The following is a 17,572-nucleotide window of genomic DNA, read 5'->3' as shown; positions in this document are numbered from 1 at the left end:
TAAGATTAGAATCTTTTATGAAAATCGACAGTTCCGCTTCCATCTTCTCGGTCAAAGCTGCCAACAAACGTCCAGTTAATATATCCACCGTCGCCATTATTGACAAACGTACCATCTTCAAATACCCAAATACCAAACGTAATACCGTCATATTCAACACTATCATAGTAAACAACATTGTTCAGACCGCTAAAGTCGTGGTCTTGGCTTAAGTTTTGGACAACTACGTTGTAGTTTTGACCTGCTTCATAGAACGCACTGTATGCTGCATTTTTTACGAATCCATCACGATTTTGAGATGACTTTACTGCTTGTTCAATTTTATCGGCAATAGCTACTGGATCAATAGAGACACTTCCATCAACCCCTGTTGTTGTAGCAGCTTCAGCCGTTTGACCAAAAGTCGTAAGAGATAGAGGGGCAGCAATCATTGATGTAGCGATGACAGAACCAACAAACATTTTGCTTGTTTTTCTCATTATTTCTAACTCCTCCTTTAATTGGTATGTTTATGTACTACCCCTTTATCTGTCTCTTAAACACTAATTTATGAAAAAAATTCTTATTCTACCAATTAAGAGGGTGTTTTTACTGTTTAATTAGGCGAAATAACAAAAAAACTACTCTTATAAAAGAGTAGTTTACAGCAGTATTACATGAACAGGATAAATAAAATCACACCTAGGATAATTCGGTATATCGCAAAAGGCACCAGTTTGATTTTATTGATCAGTTTTAGGAAGAATCGAACAACAAAGAGAGCCACAACAAACGCACTCACAAAGCCGACGATAAAGAATGGCAGCATGTCTGGTGTTAAATATTCGGCATTTTTCACAAGGGTTAACAAGCTTGCTCCTGCCATAATCGGCATCGCCATGATAAATGTAAAGTCTGCCGCAGCACGGTGATTCAAACCAAGAATAACCCCGCCTGCGATCGTCGAACCTGAGCGCGAAAAGCCTGGCCATAATGCTAAACATTGAAACAGTCCAATATAAAGCGCTTGTCTGTACGTCATGTTATCGACAGAGCTTGTTTCTGTTTTTCGTTTATTGATCCAGTCAGCGACAAGCATCAGCACTGCACCTAAAATCAAACCGACAGCGACCGTTCTGACGTCAAATAAGTATTTATCAATATAATCTTCAAATAAGAATCCTAAAATGACGGCTGGAACAAGTCCAACTGCAATTTGGGCGATGGTCAGTTTATGCCCGCTGCGCTTTTGCTCTTCGGTGATATTTTTCTTTAAGCCCAATAAGTTTAAAATACGATCTTTAAACACGATCATAACAGCTAAAATTGAGCCTAACTGAATCACCACTTTAAATGTGTTAGCCGCTTCTGGCGTAATAATTTCCTTTGATTTTAGCCAAAGATCATCGACAATGATCATGTGACCTGTAGATGAAACAGGTGCGTACTCTGTTAATCCTTCGACAATTCCTAAAACCAGTGCCACGAATAAATCCCATAGATTCATGATTTTCTTTCCTTTCAATTCTGATCTTTTGAACACGCCAAACATCTATGTCCACATAAAGACAAGCTTCCTTCATCGAAAGCTCGTCTTTATGATACTATATTTTTTTCAAAAAAAGATTATGACATCAAACCTTTTCTTCTTTATACAAATTGGACCGCATTTTGAACCAATCAAATAAGTGAGTCGTGATGACCTTCAGAACAGCATACGTCGGAATAGCGACAATGATGCCGACCACGTTGAACAATTTACCAGCTGTTAATATAACAAAAATAATCGTAATGGGATGAATATGAAGGTTTTTCCCCATCACCTGAGGAGAAATGAATTTCCCTTCAACTAGCTGAACCACTGTCCAGACTATAATGAGTTTTAACAGCATTACTGGTGACGTCACAAGTGCAATCACAATTGCTGGTGTAATCGCAATTGTTGGACCAAGGTAAGGCACTATGCTTGTACATGCAGCAATGATAGCGAGCAGCAGCGCATAGTCAAGTCCAATGATCATATAACCGATTAACAGAAGAACACCGATACAGAAGCTGACAATGATCTGTCCGCGAATATACGAGCTCAGACGGTGGTTCATTTCGTGAAGCATGATATGTGTATGTTCCCTCATTTTACTTGGGAAAAATTTCAATAGATAGTCAGGGAGCTTTTTGCCGTCTTTTAAGAGATAAAACAGAATAAACGGCACAGTCACGATCGAGATGATGACTTCTGTGAGCGCCCCTAAGAATGTTCCTACACCGGTAAAGGTGCTTTCCAAAATCTTCGTCGCTTGACTAGATGCTTTACTTACCAATTCAGACACGTTAAAGTTCATCGAGTTTTGCACTTGATTAATAAAGTTACTTCCTGTTAATTGTCTAATTTGATCTTCTACCGTATCGACGTATTTCGGAAGATTATGAAATAGGCTCATGGTTTGAGCTTGTAAAAAAGGAATAATGGACACGATGGTCACTGTAATAATCCCAATAATGACAATATATAAAAGCAAAATGGAATAGATCCGCTTGATTCTTGCTTTCTCTAACAAGTTGACAATTGGATTTAATAAATAATACACGACCCCCGTTAAAATAATCGGTAAGGCAATGGTTTTGACGAGTACAATGAGCGGTGTGAAAATAAATGATGTTTTCATGAAAACAAGGATATTCAATCCAATTAATAACAGGACGAGTAAAAAGAGAACAAACTTGTTATCAAGAAAAAATTTTCTAAATCGACTGCTCCACATTTGCATAGAGTTCATATCGTTCCTCCAAACACGGGCTATTTTATGAGTAAATTGTACACTACTTGATCATGTTATGGTGGTCATTGTTTCAGCTTTTTTTCCCATTTTGCAATAGACATCACCCATACAATGAGAATCGGCTGTCCAATAAGCCTTATCCATAGCAAGGCTTGTTCTGTATTTTCTTGACCTGGAAATGGTATTCCCTCACGAGCAGCAAATAAGTTTGCAGGGAAAATGAGTACAAGATAGACAGCAATGGATTTTGCCGCTGTAATCCTGACATTTGGCAAAAGCAGCAGCACGGCCAGCAGCCATTCAAAACATGCAGTCGCATAGACCATTACATATGGAAATGGCCAGCCTGGCATCATGCGGGCAAAGCCGCTCGGCTCTATCACATGAAAAATACCAGCCGCTATGAATAAAAGCGCAAAGGTGTATGTACTTCCTATATGCAGGACGCGCTTCATGTTTCCTCCTCTCCCTTCTATCCTGAGTATTACCCGAAGAAGGAAGAAACTACCCACTTTTCGTACATTTATATCCTTTATGTAAGACGCATCAGCCTATATAAAGGTTTCATCCGCTTATCAATAAAAAGAATATTCTTTCATACAAACGCTTTCAAAGCATGTATAATCAGAGAAAAGCAGAAGGAGGGAATCACATGATTCGATTTGCTGTCATCGGAACGAACTGGATTACAGATCGGTTCTTACAAGCTGGTGAAGAACTAGCTGATTTTACATGTACAGCCGTCTATTCACGGTCCGCTGAAAAAGGACAGGCCTTTGCCGAAAAATATGGGATTGATACGGTTTTTACGAACTTACAACAAATGGCGGAAAGTGATACGTTTGATGCCGTGTATATTGCGAGTCCAAATGCCCTTCATAAAGAGCAAGCCATGTTGATGATGGAGCATCAAAAGCATGTTTTATGCGAAAAACCATTCGCCTCTCATCGAAAAGAAGTGGAAGAAATGATTGCCGCAGCGAAAAAACATGACGTTTGTTTGATGGAAGCGATGAAAACGACATTTCTGCCTAATTTCCTTCAAATCAAACAGCATCTTGATCAGCTTGGACCTATCAGGCAAGTGGTCGCGCATTACTGTAAATATTCTTCAAGATACGATGCCTATCGAAGCGGCGAGCTTCCAAATGCCTTTAAGCCTGAGCTATCCAATGGTTCTTTAATGGATATCGGGGTGTACCTCGTTTACCCAGTCATATCCTTATTTGGTCTGCCGAATCAAATCACCGCGAGAGGCTATAAACTTTCTTCTGGTGTGGATGGGAACGGTTCAGTTCTTTTACAGTATGACGGGCATCAAGCACTTCTTTTTCATTCTAAAATTTCAACGTCTCATTTATCGGCTGAAATTCAAGGCGAGGATGCTACGATGGTGATTGATCAATTCCACCGTCCTTCACAAATTACGATATATGACCGTGACGGACATCAAACTGACATCTCTCTCAAAGATGATCAGCCAGCTATGTCTTATGAAATGAATCATTTTATTGAGTGTATTCAGCAGGGAATGGGGCAGTCTCCGGTCAATACATTTGCCTTATCTGTTCAAACCATGTCCGTCATGGACGAAGCGAGAAGACAAATGGGCGTGATGTATCCTGCCGACAGACAAAATGTATAGGGCATGGTAGGGCATGAAATGATGAACAAAGGGCGAATGATTGATTTGTTCGCCCTTTGTTTTTTTACGTTTTGTGTCAGTTATTTATTTTGCCGCTAACACATCCGCAAATGCTTTCACATACGGCGGAAGGTCAGGCGGGCGTCTGCTCGAGATGAGGTGGCCATCTGTGACGACTGCCTCATCGAACCAGTCCGCACCAGCATTTGTCATATCATCTTTAATACCAGGTGTACTTGTCACTTGTCTGCCTTTCAGGATTCCTGCTGATATCAGCACCCAGCCGGCATGACAAATCTGACCGATTGGTTTTGCCTTCGCATCAAATGTACGGACGATGTCTAATACTTCTGGATAACGGCGCAGTTTATCAGGCGCCCATCCACCAGGGACAAGCACAGCATCATAATCATCAGCTTGAATGGAATAAAAATCTGCATCGGATACCGCCGGCACACCATACTTCCCGATGTACTCATGATTTGCTTTTTCACCTACAAGATGGACAGTTGCTCCCTCTTCTCTTAATCGCAGAACCGGATACCACAGCTCTAAATCTTCAAAATCATCGCTGACAAACGCAATGACCTTCTTATCTGATAAACGCATACTATCTCTCCTCTTCTTTCGATTTCCTCTATTGTACGAGATGTCCTGTTAAAAAGAAAAGCGGTTCCCCTTGAGGAGAACCACTTAACCTTATTCACTAATCTTGAATTTTTTAATTAAATCACGTAATTCTTCCGCCATTTGGGAAAGAGTTGTGGATGAAGAACTAATCTCTTCCATAGAAGCAAGCTGCTCTTCAGCAGATGCTGCGATATCTTGGATACTTGCTGAACTCTCTCTTGATACATCTGCAATTTCATTCACTGCTTTAGAAATTTGCTCAGACCCTTTCGACAGCTCGCGCACCGTTGTATTCATTTCATTCATTCTTGCTGCGATTTCCGCTGTTTGTTCATTTATTTGTGAGAAGCTTTCTTTCGTTTGATCTGTAATTGTAAGACCATTCTTCACTTCTTCATTCACTGCTTTGAACATATTTTGAGATGTTTCAATTTCAGTGACGATTTCATTTACAAGCTTTTCAATCTCTTTTGCTGAATCCGATGATTGAACCGCTAGTTTACGCACTTCTTCAGCAACAACAGAGAATCCTCTGCCTGACTCGCCTGCGCGTGCTGCTTCAATGGCGGCATTTAGTGCAAGTAAATTCGTTTGATCCGCAATACCGTTAATCACGCCTAAGATGTTTGTGATATCTTTTGATTTATGCTCTAGCCCGTTGATCACGCCTTCAGCTTCTTTCACTGAATGGTCAATCGTCTTCATTTGGCCAACAGTTTGCTCTACAAGCTGTCCGCCTGTTTCCGCAACTGTTTTTGATTGAATAGATGACGCTGTGATGACATCAGACGTTTCGGCAACTTCGTTCAGACCCTCATTCATTTGTTTTAAATGAGCCGCGCTTTGCTCCACCATTTCGCTTTGATTTTCGTTGCCGTTTGAGAATGTTTCAATAGATGATGTAATATGTTCGGTTGCTTTTGTTGTTTGACCTGCGCTTGCCGTCAGTTCTTCAGATGATGAAGCGACATTCTCAACAGATGTTTGTACAGCTTGAATGACATCTCTTAGGGACTCACTCATTTCATTAAAGCTTGTGCCAAGCTGTCCAATTTCATCTTTTGAGCGGACATCAATTTTTTCTGTCAAATCTCCCTGACTGATCTTCTTCGAAGAAGAGACAAGAGTGGAAAGTGGTTTTGTAATGGAACGGATGATAAAGAAAATTAGAATCCCGCCAATGATAAGCGCGCCTGTTAAAATAATAGCAGCCATGTTAAAGACTGGCTGTGCAGCTTCTTCTACTTCACTGACAAACATCGTCCCGACAATCTTCCAGCCAGTCGCCTTGTTTGTGGTGAACTCCATTTGCTTTTCTTTTCCTTCAAACATATAACTCGTAGATCCTTGATCTTGTGAATACAGCTTTTCTAACCATTCACCACCAGATAATGTTGTTCCAGCTTTTTTCTTTGGATGTGCCACATATTTGCGATCTGGACTTGAAATAAAGGCATAGCCTTGTTTTCCAATATTAATACTATTTGATTCTTTTACAAGATTCGCAATGTCTAGGTTCATCGCAATAACGCCTGATCCATCCTCTAGTTTTTTAGAGATTGTGATTACAAGCGTACCAGTTGATGCCGTTGGATATGGTGCTGAAACAGACAGCTCACCGTTTTTCGCCCAGCCGTCTTTATACCAATCACGCTCAGTGGCGACATAATCGGCAGGCATTTTTTGATTAGGATATCTTGAAAACACTTTACCGTCACTTGAAGCGACAAAAATGCCTTCTGTGTCATCATTCATACTCATGAACTGCTCAAAGCGTTCTTGAATATCGGTCGTTCCTTTTTGCTTGAGCTTTTTCTCCGTGATCCATTTGCTAAAGAAATCGGCTGCGTCTGTTTTCACTTTTACAACCTTCGTAATATTTTTATCTAGCTGCTCTACGTTTTCCTTAGCACTTTGCATAATTTGATCATTTAAGGAAGTGCTTGCCGTATGGTATGAAGAGAATGCCAATACGATGATTGGACATAAAAGAATAAATAAGAAAGAGAATACGAGCTTTTTTGAAATAGATGGCTTTCTGAAATACTGTATGAATTTCATAAAAAAGAAAACTCCTTTTAGTAAGATAGTATATATATCGGAAGTACTACTAGGTTCTTTACTTTTTTAACTTATTAAAGTCTAAATAAGTCCAAATTACCCAATTTATATGCATCGAATGGAAAAACACCTGACGTTTTGGCGTCAGGTGCTTCGCTACTCTCTTACATTTTAAATTGTTTAATGAGCTCCCTTAGTTCTTCTGCCATCTGAGATAAAGTGGCAGAGGATGAACTGATCTCTTCCATAGATGCAAGCTGTTCTTCTGCTGATGCCGCGATATCTTGGAAGCCTGCTGAGCTTTCTCTTGAGAGCTCTTTGATTTGATTCACCGCATGAGAAATATCATTTGAGCCATGCGATAGCTCTTTGGCTGATCCGTTCATTTGTTTCATTTGTTCTGTCATTTCTGATGTTTTATCAGTGATTTTCTCAAAACTCACTTTCGTTTCATCTGTAATGTTTAATCCAGATTGTACTTCACCTGCTACTTGTTTAAACATTTTCTGCGATTTTTCTATTTCCTCCACAATTTCGTTCGTCAGGCTTTCAATTTCTTTTGAAGAGCTTCCTGACTGCTCTGCCAGCTTGCGGACTTCTTCTGCGACAACAGAGAAGCCTCTGCCTGCTTCACCTGCTCGTGCGGCTTCGATCGCAGCGTTTAAAGCAAGGAGATTCGTTTGATCCGCAATACCGTTGATGACCCCAAGAATGTTTGTAATATCCTTTGATTTTTGCTCCAAGCCTGCAATGACAAGCTCTGCTTCTTTTACTGCCTGCTCAATCGTTTGCATCTGACCTGCTGTTTTTTGAACGAGTTCTCCTCCAGCCTGAGCGGTTTTGCTCGATTCGATCGACGATTCCATCATATGAGAGGTTGTGTCGACCATATGCGATAAGCTCCGATCCATTTCGTTTAACTGGACTGAGCTTTTTTCGATCATATCATTTTGATGTTCAGTGCTGTTTGAGAACTGTTCAATAGATGATGTGATATGCTCAGTCGCTTGAGCTGTCTGTCCTGCACTTGCCGTTAACTCTTCAGACGAAGCAGCCACATTTTCAATGGAATTTTGGACAGCTTGAATGACTTGCTTCAGCTTTGCTGACATGTCGTTAAAGCTCTGCGCTAGCTTACCAATTTCATCGTGCGTACGAACTTCAATATGCTGGGTCAAATCACCTTGACTGATTTTCTCAGCCGATTCAGAGAGCTCTATCAGTGGCTTTCGAATCGATTTAATAATAAAATAAATCGCGATTCCGCCAATGGCAATCGCAGCCGCAAGGATAATCAATGTTAAGTCGAGCACTGGCTGTGCGGCTTCTTTTACTTCATTCACATACATCGTTCCAGCTAGCTTCCAGCCGGTTGCTTCATTTGTGGCAAAAAACATTTGCTTCGGCTGGCCATTGTATTCATATTCAAAGCTGCCTTCTTTTTTATCATATAGTTTTGAGATGAAGTCACCAGTCAGCTTTGTCCCCGCCTTATCGGTTTTATGGGCCACATAACGCTGATCTGATGTGGCGATAAACGCATAGCCTTCTTGGCCAATTTTGATGCTGTTTGTATCTTTTACAACCGTATTTAATCGAACATTCACCCCAATCACACCAGATCCATCTGCTAACTGTTCAGATATTGTGATAAGCAGGTCATCTGATGACTTGTCAGTGAAAGGATCTGAAATAATGAGTTTCTTCTCTCCCATCGATTGCTGAAACCATGGTTCATTTTTTGCGCTCTTTGCATTACCTTTGTGAATCTCGGAATATTCAGTTAGTTTACCATTTTGATCTGCAACAAATACTTCTACTACATCATCATCTGTTTCCGATAATTGCTCTAATTTCACTTTGAGTAAATCTTTGTTTTTAGCAGTCAATTCTTCCTTTTTGACCGATCTGGATAAATATGAAACAATGTCAATTTTAGGCTGTATATCTTTATTAATGAGTTCGTTTAATTGTTGAACACCATTTGCAGCACTAGACATAATCTCATCATTGAGAGACTTTGATGCCACTTCATAAGAAAATGCGGCCAATACGAGAATTGGCACTAGGAGAATCGCTAAGAATGCAGTAATTAATTTCTTCGACATCGTAAAGTGCTTAAAAAAGTTGAATTTTTTCATGACTCTACTCCTTTTGATTTATGATTTGTGGTCTTTCTCTTCTATTCTTAGGTAATATGAATTATTTTTCAAGGAATAATGTTCAATAAAAACAAAAAATAAGTATAATTGCCCATTTCTTTTGGTTTATCCAATAAAAAAGAGCCTCTAGCTAGAGGCTCTTTTCTTCCTGTCTACTCAACTTTAAATTTGCTAATTAAATCGCGTAATTCTTCTGCCATCGAAGAGAGTGTGGCAGAGGACGAGCTGATTTCTTCCATTGATGCCAGCTGTTCTTCAGCTGAAGCAGCAATGTCTTGAATATTTGCCGAGCTTTCACGTGATACGTCTGCAATCTCACGAACAGCCTCTGACACATGTGCAGAGCCTTTTGAAAGCTGAACAACGGTTTGATTCATTGTTTGAAGCTGGTTAGAAATTTCTTTTGTCATGTCAAAAATATTGTGGAAGCTTACTTTCGTTTGTTCAGTGAAGCTTAGGCCTGATTGAACTTCTCGATTCACCGCAGTGAATACTTCCTGGGATACGTCGATGTCTTGCACGATTTCTTTGATCAAATTCTCAATTTCTTTTGCCGAGTTGGCAGATTGAACCGCCAGTTTTCTTACTTCTTCTGCTACAACGGAGAAGCCTCTGCCAGATTCACCAGCTCTTGCTGCTTCAATCGCTGCATTTAGCGCAAGTAAATTCGTTTGATCGGCAATTCCATTGATGACACCGAGAATTTGGGTAATGTCTTTCGATTTACTTTCAAGTGCACTGATGACATTCTCTGCTTTTTTCACGGACTGATCAATGACATTCATTTGAGAAGCCGTTTTTTCAACAAGCTGGCCGCCTTCTCCTGCGATATCTGTTGACTTGATCGATGAAGCCGTAATAGATTCAGCCGATTCATTCATATGTTGAAGACCACGGTTCATTTCTTCTAACTCGACTGAGCTCAATTCGACTTTATCATTTTGGCTTTCATTTCCGCTGGAGAATTGTTCAATGGCTAGTGTAATATGCTCTGTTGCTTTACTTGTCTGTCCTGCGCTGGCAGTCAGTTCTTCTGATGAAGATGCGACATTTTCAACTGAAGTTTGAACGGCTCCAATGAGGGATCGCAATGAATCAATCATCGTATTAAAGCCTTTACCAACTTGTCCAATTTCGTCATCTGACTGAATCTGAAGCTTATCGCGTAAATCACCTTCGCTGACTTTTTTCGAGAAGCGGGCAAGATTGGATAATCTTTTTGAAATAGAGCGGACGATAAAGAAAATGAGGGTTCCTGCTACAATGAGTGTGACACTGAATACGATAATGGCAGTATTGAAAACGGGCTTTGCCGCTTCTTCTACTTCAGATACGAGCATCGTCCCACCAATTTTCCAGCCGGTTAATTCATTGGTGACATATGCAACCTTTTTATCTGTTCCTTTGAGGGTATAGCTGCCGCTTCCTTCTTTGTTTTTATAAATAATACTGGCCAGATTTTCATTGACCTGACTTCCTGACTTTTGGGTTGGATCTGCTAAAACCGTTTTATCTTTCTCCATCATGAAAGCATAGCCTTTTTGCCCAATTTTGATTTCTTTTAGTTTTTGGAGCAGGCTGTCAATTTCCATGTCAAGACCAATGACACCTGAACCATCTTTCGTTTTTTGGGCAATTGTGATCACCATTTTGCCTGTAGATGCTGCTACATATGGTTTTGTGATGACTTGTTTGCCGTTTTCTGCTTTCAATGCCTCTTGATACCATGGACGTTCTCTTGGATCGTAGCCATCTGGCATCTTTTGAACTGGGTATTGCATAAACAATCCCTTTTCAGAGCCTGCATAGATCGCGGATACATCCTTTTCATTAATTTTTCCAAATTGCTGTAATTCTTTAATGGTCGCATTTCTATTTTTTTCTTGAAGATTAGACGCTTTGAGCGAGTCTGAAAACAGTGTCACAGCATCTGATTTGTTGCCAATATTCTCATTGATTAAGGTATCAAATGCATTGACCTGACTCATCGCACTGCCCATAATCTGTTTGTCTAGTTCTGTCTTTGATGTAAAAAATGCACTAATTGTCAGTGCCACGGTCGGCAGGATAAGAACTACCAAGAAGGCAATGATTAATTTCTTTGAAATGGATGGTTTTTTGAACCATTGGATCATTTTTCCCATTTTACTTTCCCCCTTTACTTCTCTAAAGTTATTATCGGATGAAAGGTTTATTTTTAGAGGCTGGAAGTGACGTTTAAAAATAAAAAAAATATCCAGACAATTCTGGATATCTTTTCATCATCATTTAATTAATTTTAAATTGACTTGTGAGCTCTTTTAGTTCCTCTGCCATGTTGGCAAGTGTCACAGAAGAAGATGTGATTTCTTCCATAGATGCTAGCTGCTCTTCTGCAGAAGCCGCAATGTCCTGAATGTTTGCTGCGCTTTCTCTCGAGACTTGGCGCATCTCCTGCATCGCTTGTGAAACTAGCTTTGAACCGCTTGATAGGTCAATGGCTGTATCGTTTAATTGCGACAGTTTTTTCGACATTCCTTCTGCCGCCTCATAAATGTGCTGGAAGCTTTCTTTTGCTTCTTCTGTCATACCAAGCCCTGCGTTTACTTCTCGATTGACTGCTTTGAACATATCTTGAGATTTGGAAATTTCTAACACAATTTCTTGGATAAGCTTCTCAATTTCTTTCGCTGAATCTGCGGATTGGACAGCTAGTTTTCTCACTTCTTCTGCAACGACGGAGAAGCCGCGTCCTGATTCACCTGCTCTTGCTGCTTCAATTGCTGCATTAAGCGCAAGTAAGTTTGTTTGATCCGCGATGCCGTTAATGACATTTAAAATACTCGTAATATCTTTAGACTTGTATTCTAATTCTTTCATGACCTGTTCTGCTTCTTGTACAGATGTATCAATATGTTTCATTTGGCTTGCTGTGCTTTCAACAATTCGGCCGCCTTGACCAGCCGCCTCTGTTGATTGAAGTGAGACAGCAGCCACTTCAGATGAGGTTTGTGACATATCTTGTAATCCTTCGTTCATTGCCACAAGCTGATTCGTACTGGATTCGACTTTCTCGTTTTGTGCTTCATTTCCATTTGAAAATTGTTCAATTGACATCGTGATATGCTCTGTTGCTTGACTCGTTTGGCTGGCACTTGCCGTCAGCTCCTCTGAAGCCGAAGCGACGTTGTCGACAGATTGCTGTACAGCGCGAATGACGTCACGAAGAGATTCACTCATCTTGCTGAAGCTTCTTGTGAGATCTCCTATTTCATCCTTCGATTTGGTTTCGAGGGTTTCTGTTAAATCCCCTTCACTCACCTTTTCTGAGAAATCAACAAGCCTCCTCAATCCAATCGTGATCGAGCGAACGATGAAGAAGATAGCGACACCGCCAAGGATAAATGAAGAAATTAAAAGAATAATGGCAGAATTCCAAACTGGCTGTGCTGCTTCTTCTGTTTCTGATACAAACATCGTTCCAGCAATCTTCCAACCTGTTAAATCATTTGTGACAAAAACGATACGTTTTTTTTCTCCTTTATTCTCATAAGTTGATGTTCCTTCTTTGCCGCTGTAAAGGATTGATGAAATATTTCCTGTGACTTCAGATCCTGATTTTTCTTCTGGATGGGCTACAATTTGTTTGTTTTTATTTGCAATAATTGGATATCCTTCTCGTCCAATTTTAATATCTTTTATTTTATCTACAATGTCTTGCACATCAATGTCAATTCCGATCGCTCCCGACCCGTCCTTCAGGCGCTGGGCAATCGTGACTACCATGCCGTTTGTTGTAGCAGAGATGTATGGATTGGTGACAACCGGCTCTCCTTTTTCATTCTGCATTGCTTGCTGATACCAATCGCGTGTTGTTGGATCATAGCCTTTTGGCATGTCTACTTTAGGAAATTGAATGAAATCACGATTTTTACTTGCTGCATAAAAACCAACCACATCATCTTCATTGATTTTGCTGTATATCTCAAGATGCTCATACAGTTCGTCCTGGTTTTTCTTTTTAAAGTCTGCAGCAGTAGATGTTGCAGAAAAAAGTTTCACCGCATTTTCCTTATTCGAAAGCTTTTGCTCGATCATGTCATTCAGTTCATTGACTCTTGCATTTGCTCCGTACATGATTTCATGATCTAGTTCTTCTTTGGCAATCTGATATGAAATCGTACTGAGTGTAATAATGGGCAAGACGAGAACAAGTGTGAATGAAATAATCAGTCTTTTGGAAATCGATGGTTTTTTCAACCATTTTATTGCACTTTTCATGTTTTTCCTCCTTTTAAACGATATGTTTTATATCGGACATCTTCATAGTATTTTCATGTTTTTCAAATAAAAAGGATGCTATTTTGTTTATTTTCACAAATTGATTCCTTGCCCAAGCACCCTGCATACGCTAATACAAAAGGGGGCGCTTTTCATATGATTATCCTTTCAGGACAGCCAGTGACAAATGAACAGCTGGCATCGTTTCAGCTAGAGGGACAAAAGCGGAGCATTTTGATGCAGTTACAGGCCTCGAATGATACGTTCCGCTATAGGCAAGCATCTGATTTGCTATTTGAGGTCACTTTAAGATCAAACATTATGAATGCTGCAAGAGATTTGAATAAAAGTGGTGCCTCATTTGCCATCTTTCAAAGATCGCGTGCAAATGATGCGTTTTGGCGAGTATCGGAAGCAGGAGCACTAGAGCTGCGCTATCAAGTGGAGCCATCTAGAGGCATTAAAGACATTTTTGAAAATGGTTCAAAATATGCATTTGAATGTGCAACCGCAATTGTCATTGTGTTTTATATGGGGGTCTTGCAAACAGTAGGAGAGGAGAAGTTTAATCGAAGACTTCGCAGTTTAACATTGTATGACTGGCACTATGATACTTTGTCGATTTATACAGAGCGCGGGAATGATTTTATCTATGGGGATTGTCTATATTTCGAAAATCCAGAGTTTAGCTATCAGCAGTCGCAATGGCGCGGAGAAAATGTGATTTACTTAGGAGAAGATCAATATTACGGTCATGGGCTTGGAATTTTAACAGCGGCAGAAATTATCGACAAACTAAATAAGAGAAGACGGCCAGGTGCGGTTCAATCCGCTTATTTATTACCGCAGACTACACGGATGGATGTCATTTATCTCAGGCAAATGTTTGGCAGCTAAAAAAAGCCTCTTGTCTCTTGGTTATGACAAGGGGCTTTTGTATGCCTTGCGTTTACGATAATTTTGGAGTGTGCCAAGCATCGTGTTCGCGAGGACCTCCATTTCTTCTAAATCTTTTCTTGTAACCGGCGAGTCGTGCCGGCTCCATTTCACGTAGCGAACAAAATAGTAATGACGAATGGGCGTAAGGACAGCAGGAGAATGAGGGAAATCATCAAACCAAAATTCAATCTGGCCTTTTTTTCGGTAGGAATGTTTTAAGATGTCCATCCTGTCACACCACCCATCATGATTTTTATGTCTGCGTCAGTTCGTGCATGATGTCTTCAACGCTTAAAATCGAGTGAATACGTCCAATCCCCTGTCCTGCCCACAGAGCCATTTGATCAGGGTTACCGCCGGCAGCAGCTGCTTTTCGCATCGGTGTTGTGCATACATGCTGAACTGGATAAGGAAGAACCCGATCTTCATGCAGGCTTTCATCCTCCATCCACTGATTCACAATACCTCTCGCTCTTTTCCCAGAAAAAAGCCTGGTCACCTTTGTTTCACTGCCTTCTGCCTGTAAAATAGCCTTCTTATATACTTCTGCCGCAGCACTTTCCTTGCTGGCTAAAAACCGTGTACCGATTTGAACCGCATCTGCTCCAAGCGCTAGCGCTGCTTTGACACCTGATCGGTCCGCGATGCCTCCTGCGGCAATCAAAGGCACGCGGCAGACCAGTTTAACATCAGAGATCAGGCTGATGAGTCCCAGAAGAGCGTCTCCTTTTGTATGTAAAAATGTGCCGCGGTGCCCTCCTGCTTCACTTCCTTGCAGAACAATGGCATCCATTCCTTTTTCCTCTAAAAGCAGTGCTTCCTCTTTTGTTGTGGCCGTTCCGATTAAAAAGATCCCCTTTTGTTTTAGGCGGTGAATCGTTTGTTCTTTTGGACAGGCAAATGTAAAGGAAACAATCGGAACGTCTTCTTCCAGAAGAATGTTGATTTTCTGTTCAAAATCATCCCACAATTCTTCTTCGCTTGGCATCCTATGAGCTTCGGGCCATACAGGCAGTTTCCTCTCCCAAAATGCCACATCCTCTTTTTTCACATCAGGAATTGGCTCTGGTACAAACACATTGACCTGAAACAGGCGAGATGTCAGCTGTTTGACCTGTCTAATCTGCTGTCTCAAATCGTCAGGCTGCACATATCCACTTGCCAGGCTGCCAAGCCCTCCGTAATTTGAAACAGCGGCTGCCAGCTGCGGTGTCACAGCTCCTCCTGCCATTGGCGCTTGGATGATTCCATGTTCGATTTGCAACTTTTTGATATCCCCCATTTATTTCCCCCCATCTCTTACTCGTTTGACATCACTTGTACATAAAAATGACGCTGCCGCGGCCCGTCAAACTCACAGAAATAGATTCCCTGCCACGTGCCTAGCACAAGATCTCCATCATGAATGAGAACATGCTGAGACGCCCCCATATAACTCGCTTTCATATGTGCTGCCGTATTTCCTTCCATATGGCGATCCTTTGGATGTTTCCACGGAAAGACTTCATCCAGCCGGCGAAGCATATCCCGTTTCACATCTGGATCCGCATTTTCATTAATGATGATCCCAGCTGTCGTATGTGGACAATAGACGATGACAGTTCCGTTTTGTATGCCTGTTTCCCTGACATATTGGAGAACCTCGTGTGTGACGTCGATCATGTCATCGCGTCTGTCTGTTTGTACATTGATTTTTTTCATATGAGCTGCTCCTTTTTGACGTTTCTATAAAAACCATACCCTTTTTATGTGAAACAAATCTTCTTATCTAAAGTTTACCAAGCAAAAAAACCTCGTCAAGCAATGCGAGGTTTTTAAGAAAAGTGAACCTTTTTGACTTCAATGGTTCGAATATGGTGGTCTTCAGCATCAATGATCGTAAATTCACAGCCTTCAGCTTCAATCGTATCTCCAATGTCAAAATCAAATTTATGCGTCATCATCCAGCCTGCAATTGTATCAACATCATCATTTTCAATGGCTAAATCCAATAAATCATTTACTTCATCAATCAATGCTTTCCCATCCATCACATAATGAAAATCACCTTTTTTAACGATATGAGGTGTTTCATCCTGATCATATTCGTCTCGAATCTCTCCGACAATTTCCTCTAATATGTCCTCTACTGTGACAAGTCCCGCTGTACCTCCGTATTCGTCTACGAGCACTGACATATGGATTCGTTCCTTTTGCATCAAAATGAGCAATTCTTGAACAGGGGTGCTTTCAATCACTCGTATCACCGGACGCATTAAGTCTTCAATCGATACATCTTGATTTAGGAAGCTGGCCTTAAATACATCTTTGCTATTAATAACACCAATCACATGATCTTTGTCTTCTTTAATAACAGGGTAGCGTGTGTACCTTTCGTTCAGCATATAATGGGTCACGTCTTCTAAGGTCTGTTCAATCTCTATGGCTGAAATTTCTGTACGCGGGATCATGATCTCTCTCGCCACTCGGTTATCAAATTCAAAGATTTTATTCACGTATTTGTACTCAGATTGGTTAATCTCACCCTTCTCATAGCTTTCAGATAAAATGAGTCGCAATTCCTCCTCACTGATCGCCACTTCATGTTCTTTGACAGAATGATAACCAAATAATTTCACGATGCTTCGTGCAGCCCCATTTAATGCCTTAATAAACGGGTACATGACTTTATAGAAAAAGATGAGTGGTTTTGCTGTCACAAGGCTGACGGCCTCTGCCTTTTGAATGGCAATTGTTTTAGGCGCGAGTTCTCCCACCACGACATGTAAAAACGTAATGATCACAAATGCGATGATAAACGAAAGGATGTCAGTCAATGCAGAATGAAGCCCGATTTTTTCAAACAGCGGATGCAGAAAATGCTCCACCGTCGGTTCACCCAGCCACCCTAGACCTAAGGCCGTGATGGTAATGCCAAGTTGGCAGGCGGATAAATATTCGTCGAGATTTGATATCAGCTTTTGAACATGGATGGCTCTCTTATCACCGCTTTCGATCAGCTGGTTGATTTTAGAGCCCCTAATTTTCACAATCGCAAATTCAGTGACAACAAAAAATGCTGTCGCAGCAATGAGTAATATGACTAAAAATACGTTTAAAATATACAAAAAAAACCC

The 17,572-nt window shown here is 40.7% G+C and carries 15 protein-coding genes and 4 pseudogenes; 2 read left to right on the top strand and 17 right to left on the bottom strand.

Annotation, left to right across the window (positions count from 1 at the left end; genetic code table 11):
- Positions 1-5 precede the first annotated feature (5 nt).
- The 4 genes from EV579_RS13985 to EV579_RS13970 all read right to left on the bottom strand — a co-directional run bounded on the left by EV579_RS13985 (position 6) and on the right by EV579_RS13970 (position 3,214).
- On the bottom strand, positions 6-479 hold the full coding sequence (locus EV579_RS13985; RefSeq protein ID WP_024423274.1) for a hypothetical protein: 474 nt from the start codon (positions 477-479) through the stop codon (positions 6-8).
- Between the two features lie 173 nt (positions 480-652).
- Complete coding sequence (locus EV579_RS13980) at positions 653-1,486, bottom strand: undecaprenyl-diphosphate phosphatase (protein WP_025094210.1); 834 nt, start codon at positions 1,484-1,486, stop codon at positions 653-655.
- A gap of 127 nt (positions 1,487-1,613) precedes the next feature.
- Complete coding sequence (locus tag EV579_RS13975; protein WP_024423275.1) at positions 1,614-2,756, bottom strand: AI-2E family transporter; 1,143 nt, start codon at positions 2,754-2,756, stop codon at positions 1,614-1,616.
- A gap of 65 nt (positions 2,757-2,821) precedes the next feature.
- Positions 2,822-3,214 carry a DoxX family protein gene (locus EV579_RS13970; RefSeq protein WP_034622098.1) on the bottom strand — a complete coding sequence of 131 codons (393 nt, stop codon included), beginning with the start codon at positions 3,212-3,214 and terminating at the stop codon, positions 2,822-2,824.
- Positions 3,215-3,411: 197 nt separating this feature from the next.
- Here EV579_RS13970 and EV579_RS13965 point away from each other — a divergent pair, with 197 nt between their 5' ends.
- Positions 3,412-4,404 (top strand): Gfo/Idh/MocA family protein, encoded by a 993-nt coding sequence (locus tag EV579_RS13965; RefSeq protein WP_073207209.1) that lies wholly within the window; start codon positions 3,412-3,414, stop codon positions 4,402-4,404.
- Between the two features lie 84 nt (positions 4,405-4,488).
- Here EV579_RS13965 and EV579_RS13960 read toward each other — a convergent pair whose 3' ends face one another.
- From EV579_RS13960 to EV579_RS19390, 9 genes and pseudogenes are all read right to left on the bottom strand, one after another.
- Positions 4,489-5,013, bottom strand: a complete 525-nt coding sequence (locus EV579_RS13960; protein WP_024423278.1) for a type 1 glutamine amidotransferase domain-containing protein — start codon at positions 5,011-5,013, stop codon at positions 4,489-4,491.
- Between the two features lie 90 nt (positions 5,014-5,103).
- Positions 5,104-6,057, bottom strand: coding sequence for a methyl-accepting chemotaxis protein (locus EV579_RS19425; RefSeq protein ID WP_373393548.1), 954 nt, complete (start codon positions 6,055-6,057; stop codon positions 5,104-5,106).
- Positions 6,049-6,954: pseudogene (locus EV579_RS19420) on the bottom strand (HAMP domain-containing protein); the annotation flags it as partial. The pseudogene EV579_RS19420 and the gene EV579_RS19425, both read right to left, overlap by 9 nt.
- A gap of 305 nt (positions 6,955-7,259) precedes the next feature.
- The gene (locus EV579_RS19415) at positions 7,260-8,207 is read right to left on the bottom strand and encodes a methyl-accepting chemotaxis protein (RefSeq protein ID WP_369880186.1); all 948 of its coding nucleotides are present in this window, start codon (positions 8,205-8,207) and stop codon (positions 7,260-7,262) included.
- A pseudogene (locus tag EV579_RS19410) lies at positions 8,199-9,095 on the bottom strand (HAMP domain-containing protein); the annotation flags it as partial. The pseudogene EV579_RS19410 and the gene EV579_RS19415, both read right to left, overlap by 9 nt.
- 314 nt (positions 9,096-9,409) lie before the next feature.
- Complete coding sequence (locus tag EV579_RS19405; RefSeq protein WP_370880890.1) at positions 9,410-10,360, bottom strand: methyl-accepting chemotaxis protein; 951 nt, start codon at positions 10,358-10,360, stop codon at positions 9,410-9,412.
- A pseudogene (locus EV579_RS19400) lies at positions 10,355-11,245 on the bottom strand (HAMP domain-containing protein); the annotation flags it as partial. The pseudogene EV579_RS19400 and the gene EV579_RS19405, both read right to left, overlap by 6 nt.
- 280 nt (positions 11,246-11,525) lie before the next feature.
- The gene (locus tag EV579_RS19395) at positions 11,526-12,353 is read right to left on the bottom strand and encodes a methyl-accepting chemotaxis protein (RefSeq protein ID WP_377923160.1); all 828 of its coding nucleotides are present in this window, start codon (positions 12,351-12,353) and stop codon (positions 11,526-11,528) included.
- Positions 12,354-12,467: 114 nt separating this feature from the next.
- Positions 12,468-13,334 (bottom strand): annotated as a pseudogene (locus EV579_RS19390) (cache domain-containing protein); the annotation flags it as partial.
- A 339-nt stretch (positions 13,335-13,673) separates the two neighbouring features.
- On the opposite strand from EV579_RS19390, the gene EV579_RS13935 reads away from it, so the two are divergent.
- Entirely contained in the window at positions 13,674-14,414 is a 741-nt protein-coding gene (locus EV579_RS13935; RefSeq protein ID WP_024423283.1) for a protein-glutamine gamma-glutamyltransferase, read from the top strand.
- Between the two features lie 21 nt (positions 14,415-14,435).
- On the opposite strand, the gene EV579_RS13930 is transcribed toward EV579_RS13935, so the two are convergent.
- The 4 genes from EV579_RS13930 to EV579_RS13915 form a co-directional block, all read right to left on the bottom strand.
- Positions 14,436-14,684: a hypothetical protein gene (locus EV579_RS13930; RefSeq protein WP_024423284.1), complete on the bottom strand. Its 249-nt coding sequence runs from the start codon at positions 14,682-14,684 to the stop codon at positions 14,436-14,438.
- A 25-nt stretch (positions 14,685-14,709) separates the two neighbouring features.
- Positions 14,710-15,738, bottom strand: a complete 1,029-nt coding sequence (locus EV579_RS13925) for a nitronate monooxygenase (protein ID WP_133744641.1) — start codon at positions 15,736-15,738, stop codon at positions 14,710-14,712.
- Between the two features lie 17 nt (positions 15,739-15,755).
- Positions 15,756-16,157 carry a secondary thiamine-phosphate synthase enzyme YjbQ gene (locus EV579_RS13920; RefSeq protein ID WP_133744640.1) on the bottom strand — a complete coding sequence of 134 codons (402 nt, stop codon included), beginning with the start codon at positions 16,155-16,157 and terminating at the stop codon, positions 15,756-15,758.
- 113 nt (positions 16,158-16,270) lie between these two features.
- Positions 16,271-17,563 carry a hemolysin family protein gene (locus tag EV579_RS13915; RefSeq protein ID WP_024423287.1) on the bottom strand — a complete coding sequence of 431 codons (1,293 nt, stop codon included), beginning with the start codon at positions 17,561-17,563 and terminating at the stop codon, positions 16,271-16,273.
- Between the last annotated feature and the right edge of the window lie 9 nt (positions 17,564-17,572).

This window comes from Bacillus sp. BK450 (genome assembly GCF_004364885.1).
Classification (GTDB): Bacteria; Bacillota; Bacilli; order Bacillales; family Bacillaceae; genus Bacillus; species Bacillus safensis.
The sequence above is the reverse complement of the archived record's forward strand: the minus strand, read 5'-3'. Positions and strand labels throughout refer to the sequence as shown.

Excerpts from the sequence above, each read along its gene's own strand:
- EV579_RS13925 (WP_133744641.1), bottom strand. The coding sequence starts at position 15,738 with ATGGGGGATATCAAAAAGTTGCAAATCGAACATGGAATCATCCAAGCG.
- EV579_RS19395 (WP_377923160.1), bottom strand. The coding sequence starts at position 12,353 with ATGTCAATTGAACAATTTTCAAATGGAAATGAAGCACAAAACGAGAAA.
- EV579_RS13935 (WP_024423283.1), top strand. The coding sequence starts at position 13,674 with ATGATTATCCTTTCAGGACAGCCAGTGACAAATGAACAGCTGGCATCG.
- EV579_RS13920 (WP_133744640.1), bottom strand. The coding sequence starts at position 16,157 with ATGAAAAAAATCAATGTACAAACAGACAGACGCGATGACATGATCGAC.
- EV579_RS19415 (WP_369880186.1), bottom strand. The coding sequence starts at position 8,207 with ATGTCAGCAAAGCTGAAGCAAGTCATTCAAGCTGTCCAAAATTCCATT.
- EV579_RS19405 (WP_370880890.1), bottom strand. The coding sequence starts at position 10,360 with ATGATTGATTCATTGCGATCCCTCATTGGAGCCGTTCAAACTTCAGTT.
- EV579_RS19425 (WP_373393548.1), bottom strand. The coding sequence starts at position 6,057 with ATGAGTGAGTCCCTAAGAGATGTCATTCAAGCTGTACAAACATCTGTT.
- EV579_RS13970 (WP_034622098.1), bottom strand. The coding sequence starts at position 3,214 with ATGAAGCGCGTCCTGCATATAGGAAGTACATACACCTTTGCGCTTTTA.
- EV579_RS13930 (WP_024423284.1), bottom strand. The coding sequence starts at position 14,684 with ATGGACATCTTAAAACATTCCTACCGAAAAAAAGGCCAGATTGAATTT.
- EV579_RS13965 (WP_073207209.1), top strand. The coding sequence starts at position 3,412 with ATGATTCGATTTGCTGTCATCGGAACGAACTGGATTACAGATCGGTTC.
- EV579_RS13985 (WP_024423274.1), bottom strand. The coding sequence starts at position 479 with ATGAGAAAAACAAGCAAAATGTTTGTTGGTTCTGTCATCGCTACATCA.
- EV579_RS13975 (WP_024423275.1), bottom strand. The coding sequence starts at position 2,756 with ATGAACTCTATGCAAATGTGGAGCAGTCGATTTAGAAAATTTTTTCTT.
- EV579_RS13980 (WP_025094210.1), bottom strand. The coding sequence starts at position 1,486 with ATGAATCTATGGGATTTATTCGTGGCACTGGTTTTAGGAATTGTCGAA.
- EV579_RS13960 (WP_024423278.1), bottom strand. The coding sequence starts at position 5,013 with ATGCGTTTATCAGATAAGAAGGTCATTGCGTTTGTCAGCGATGATTTT.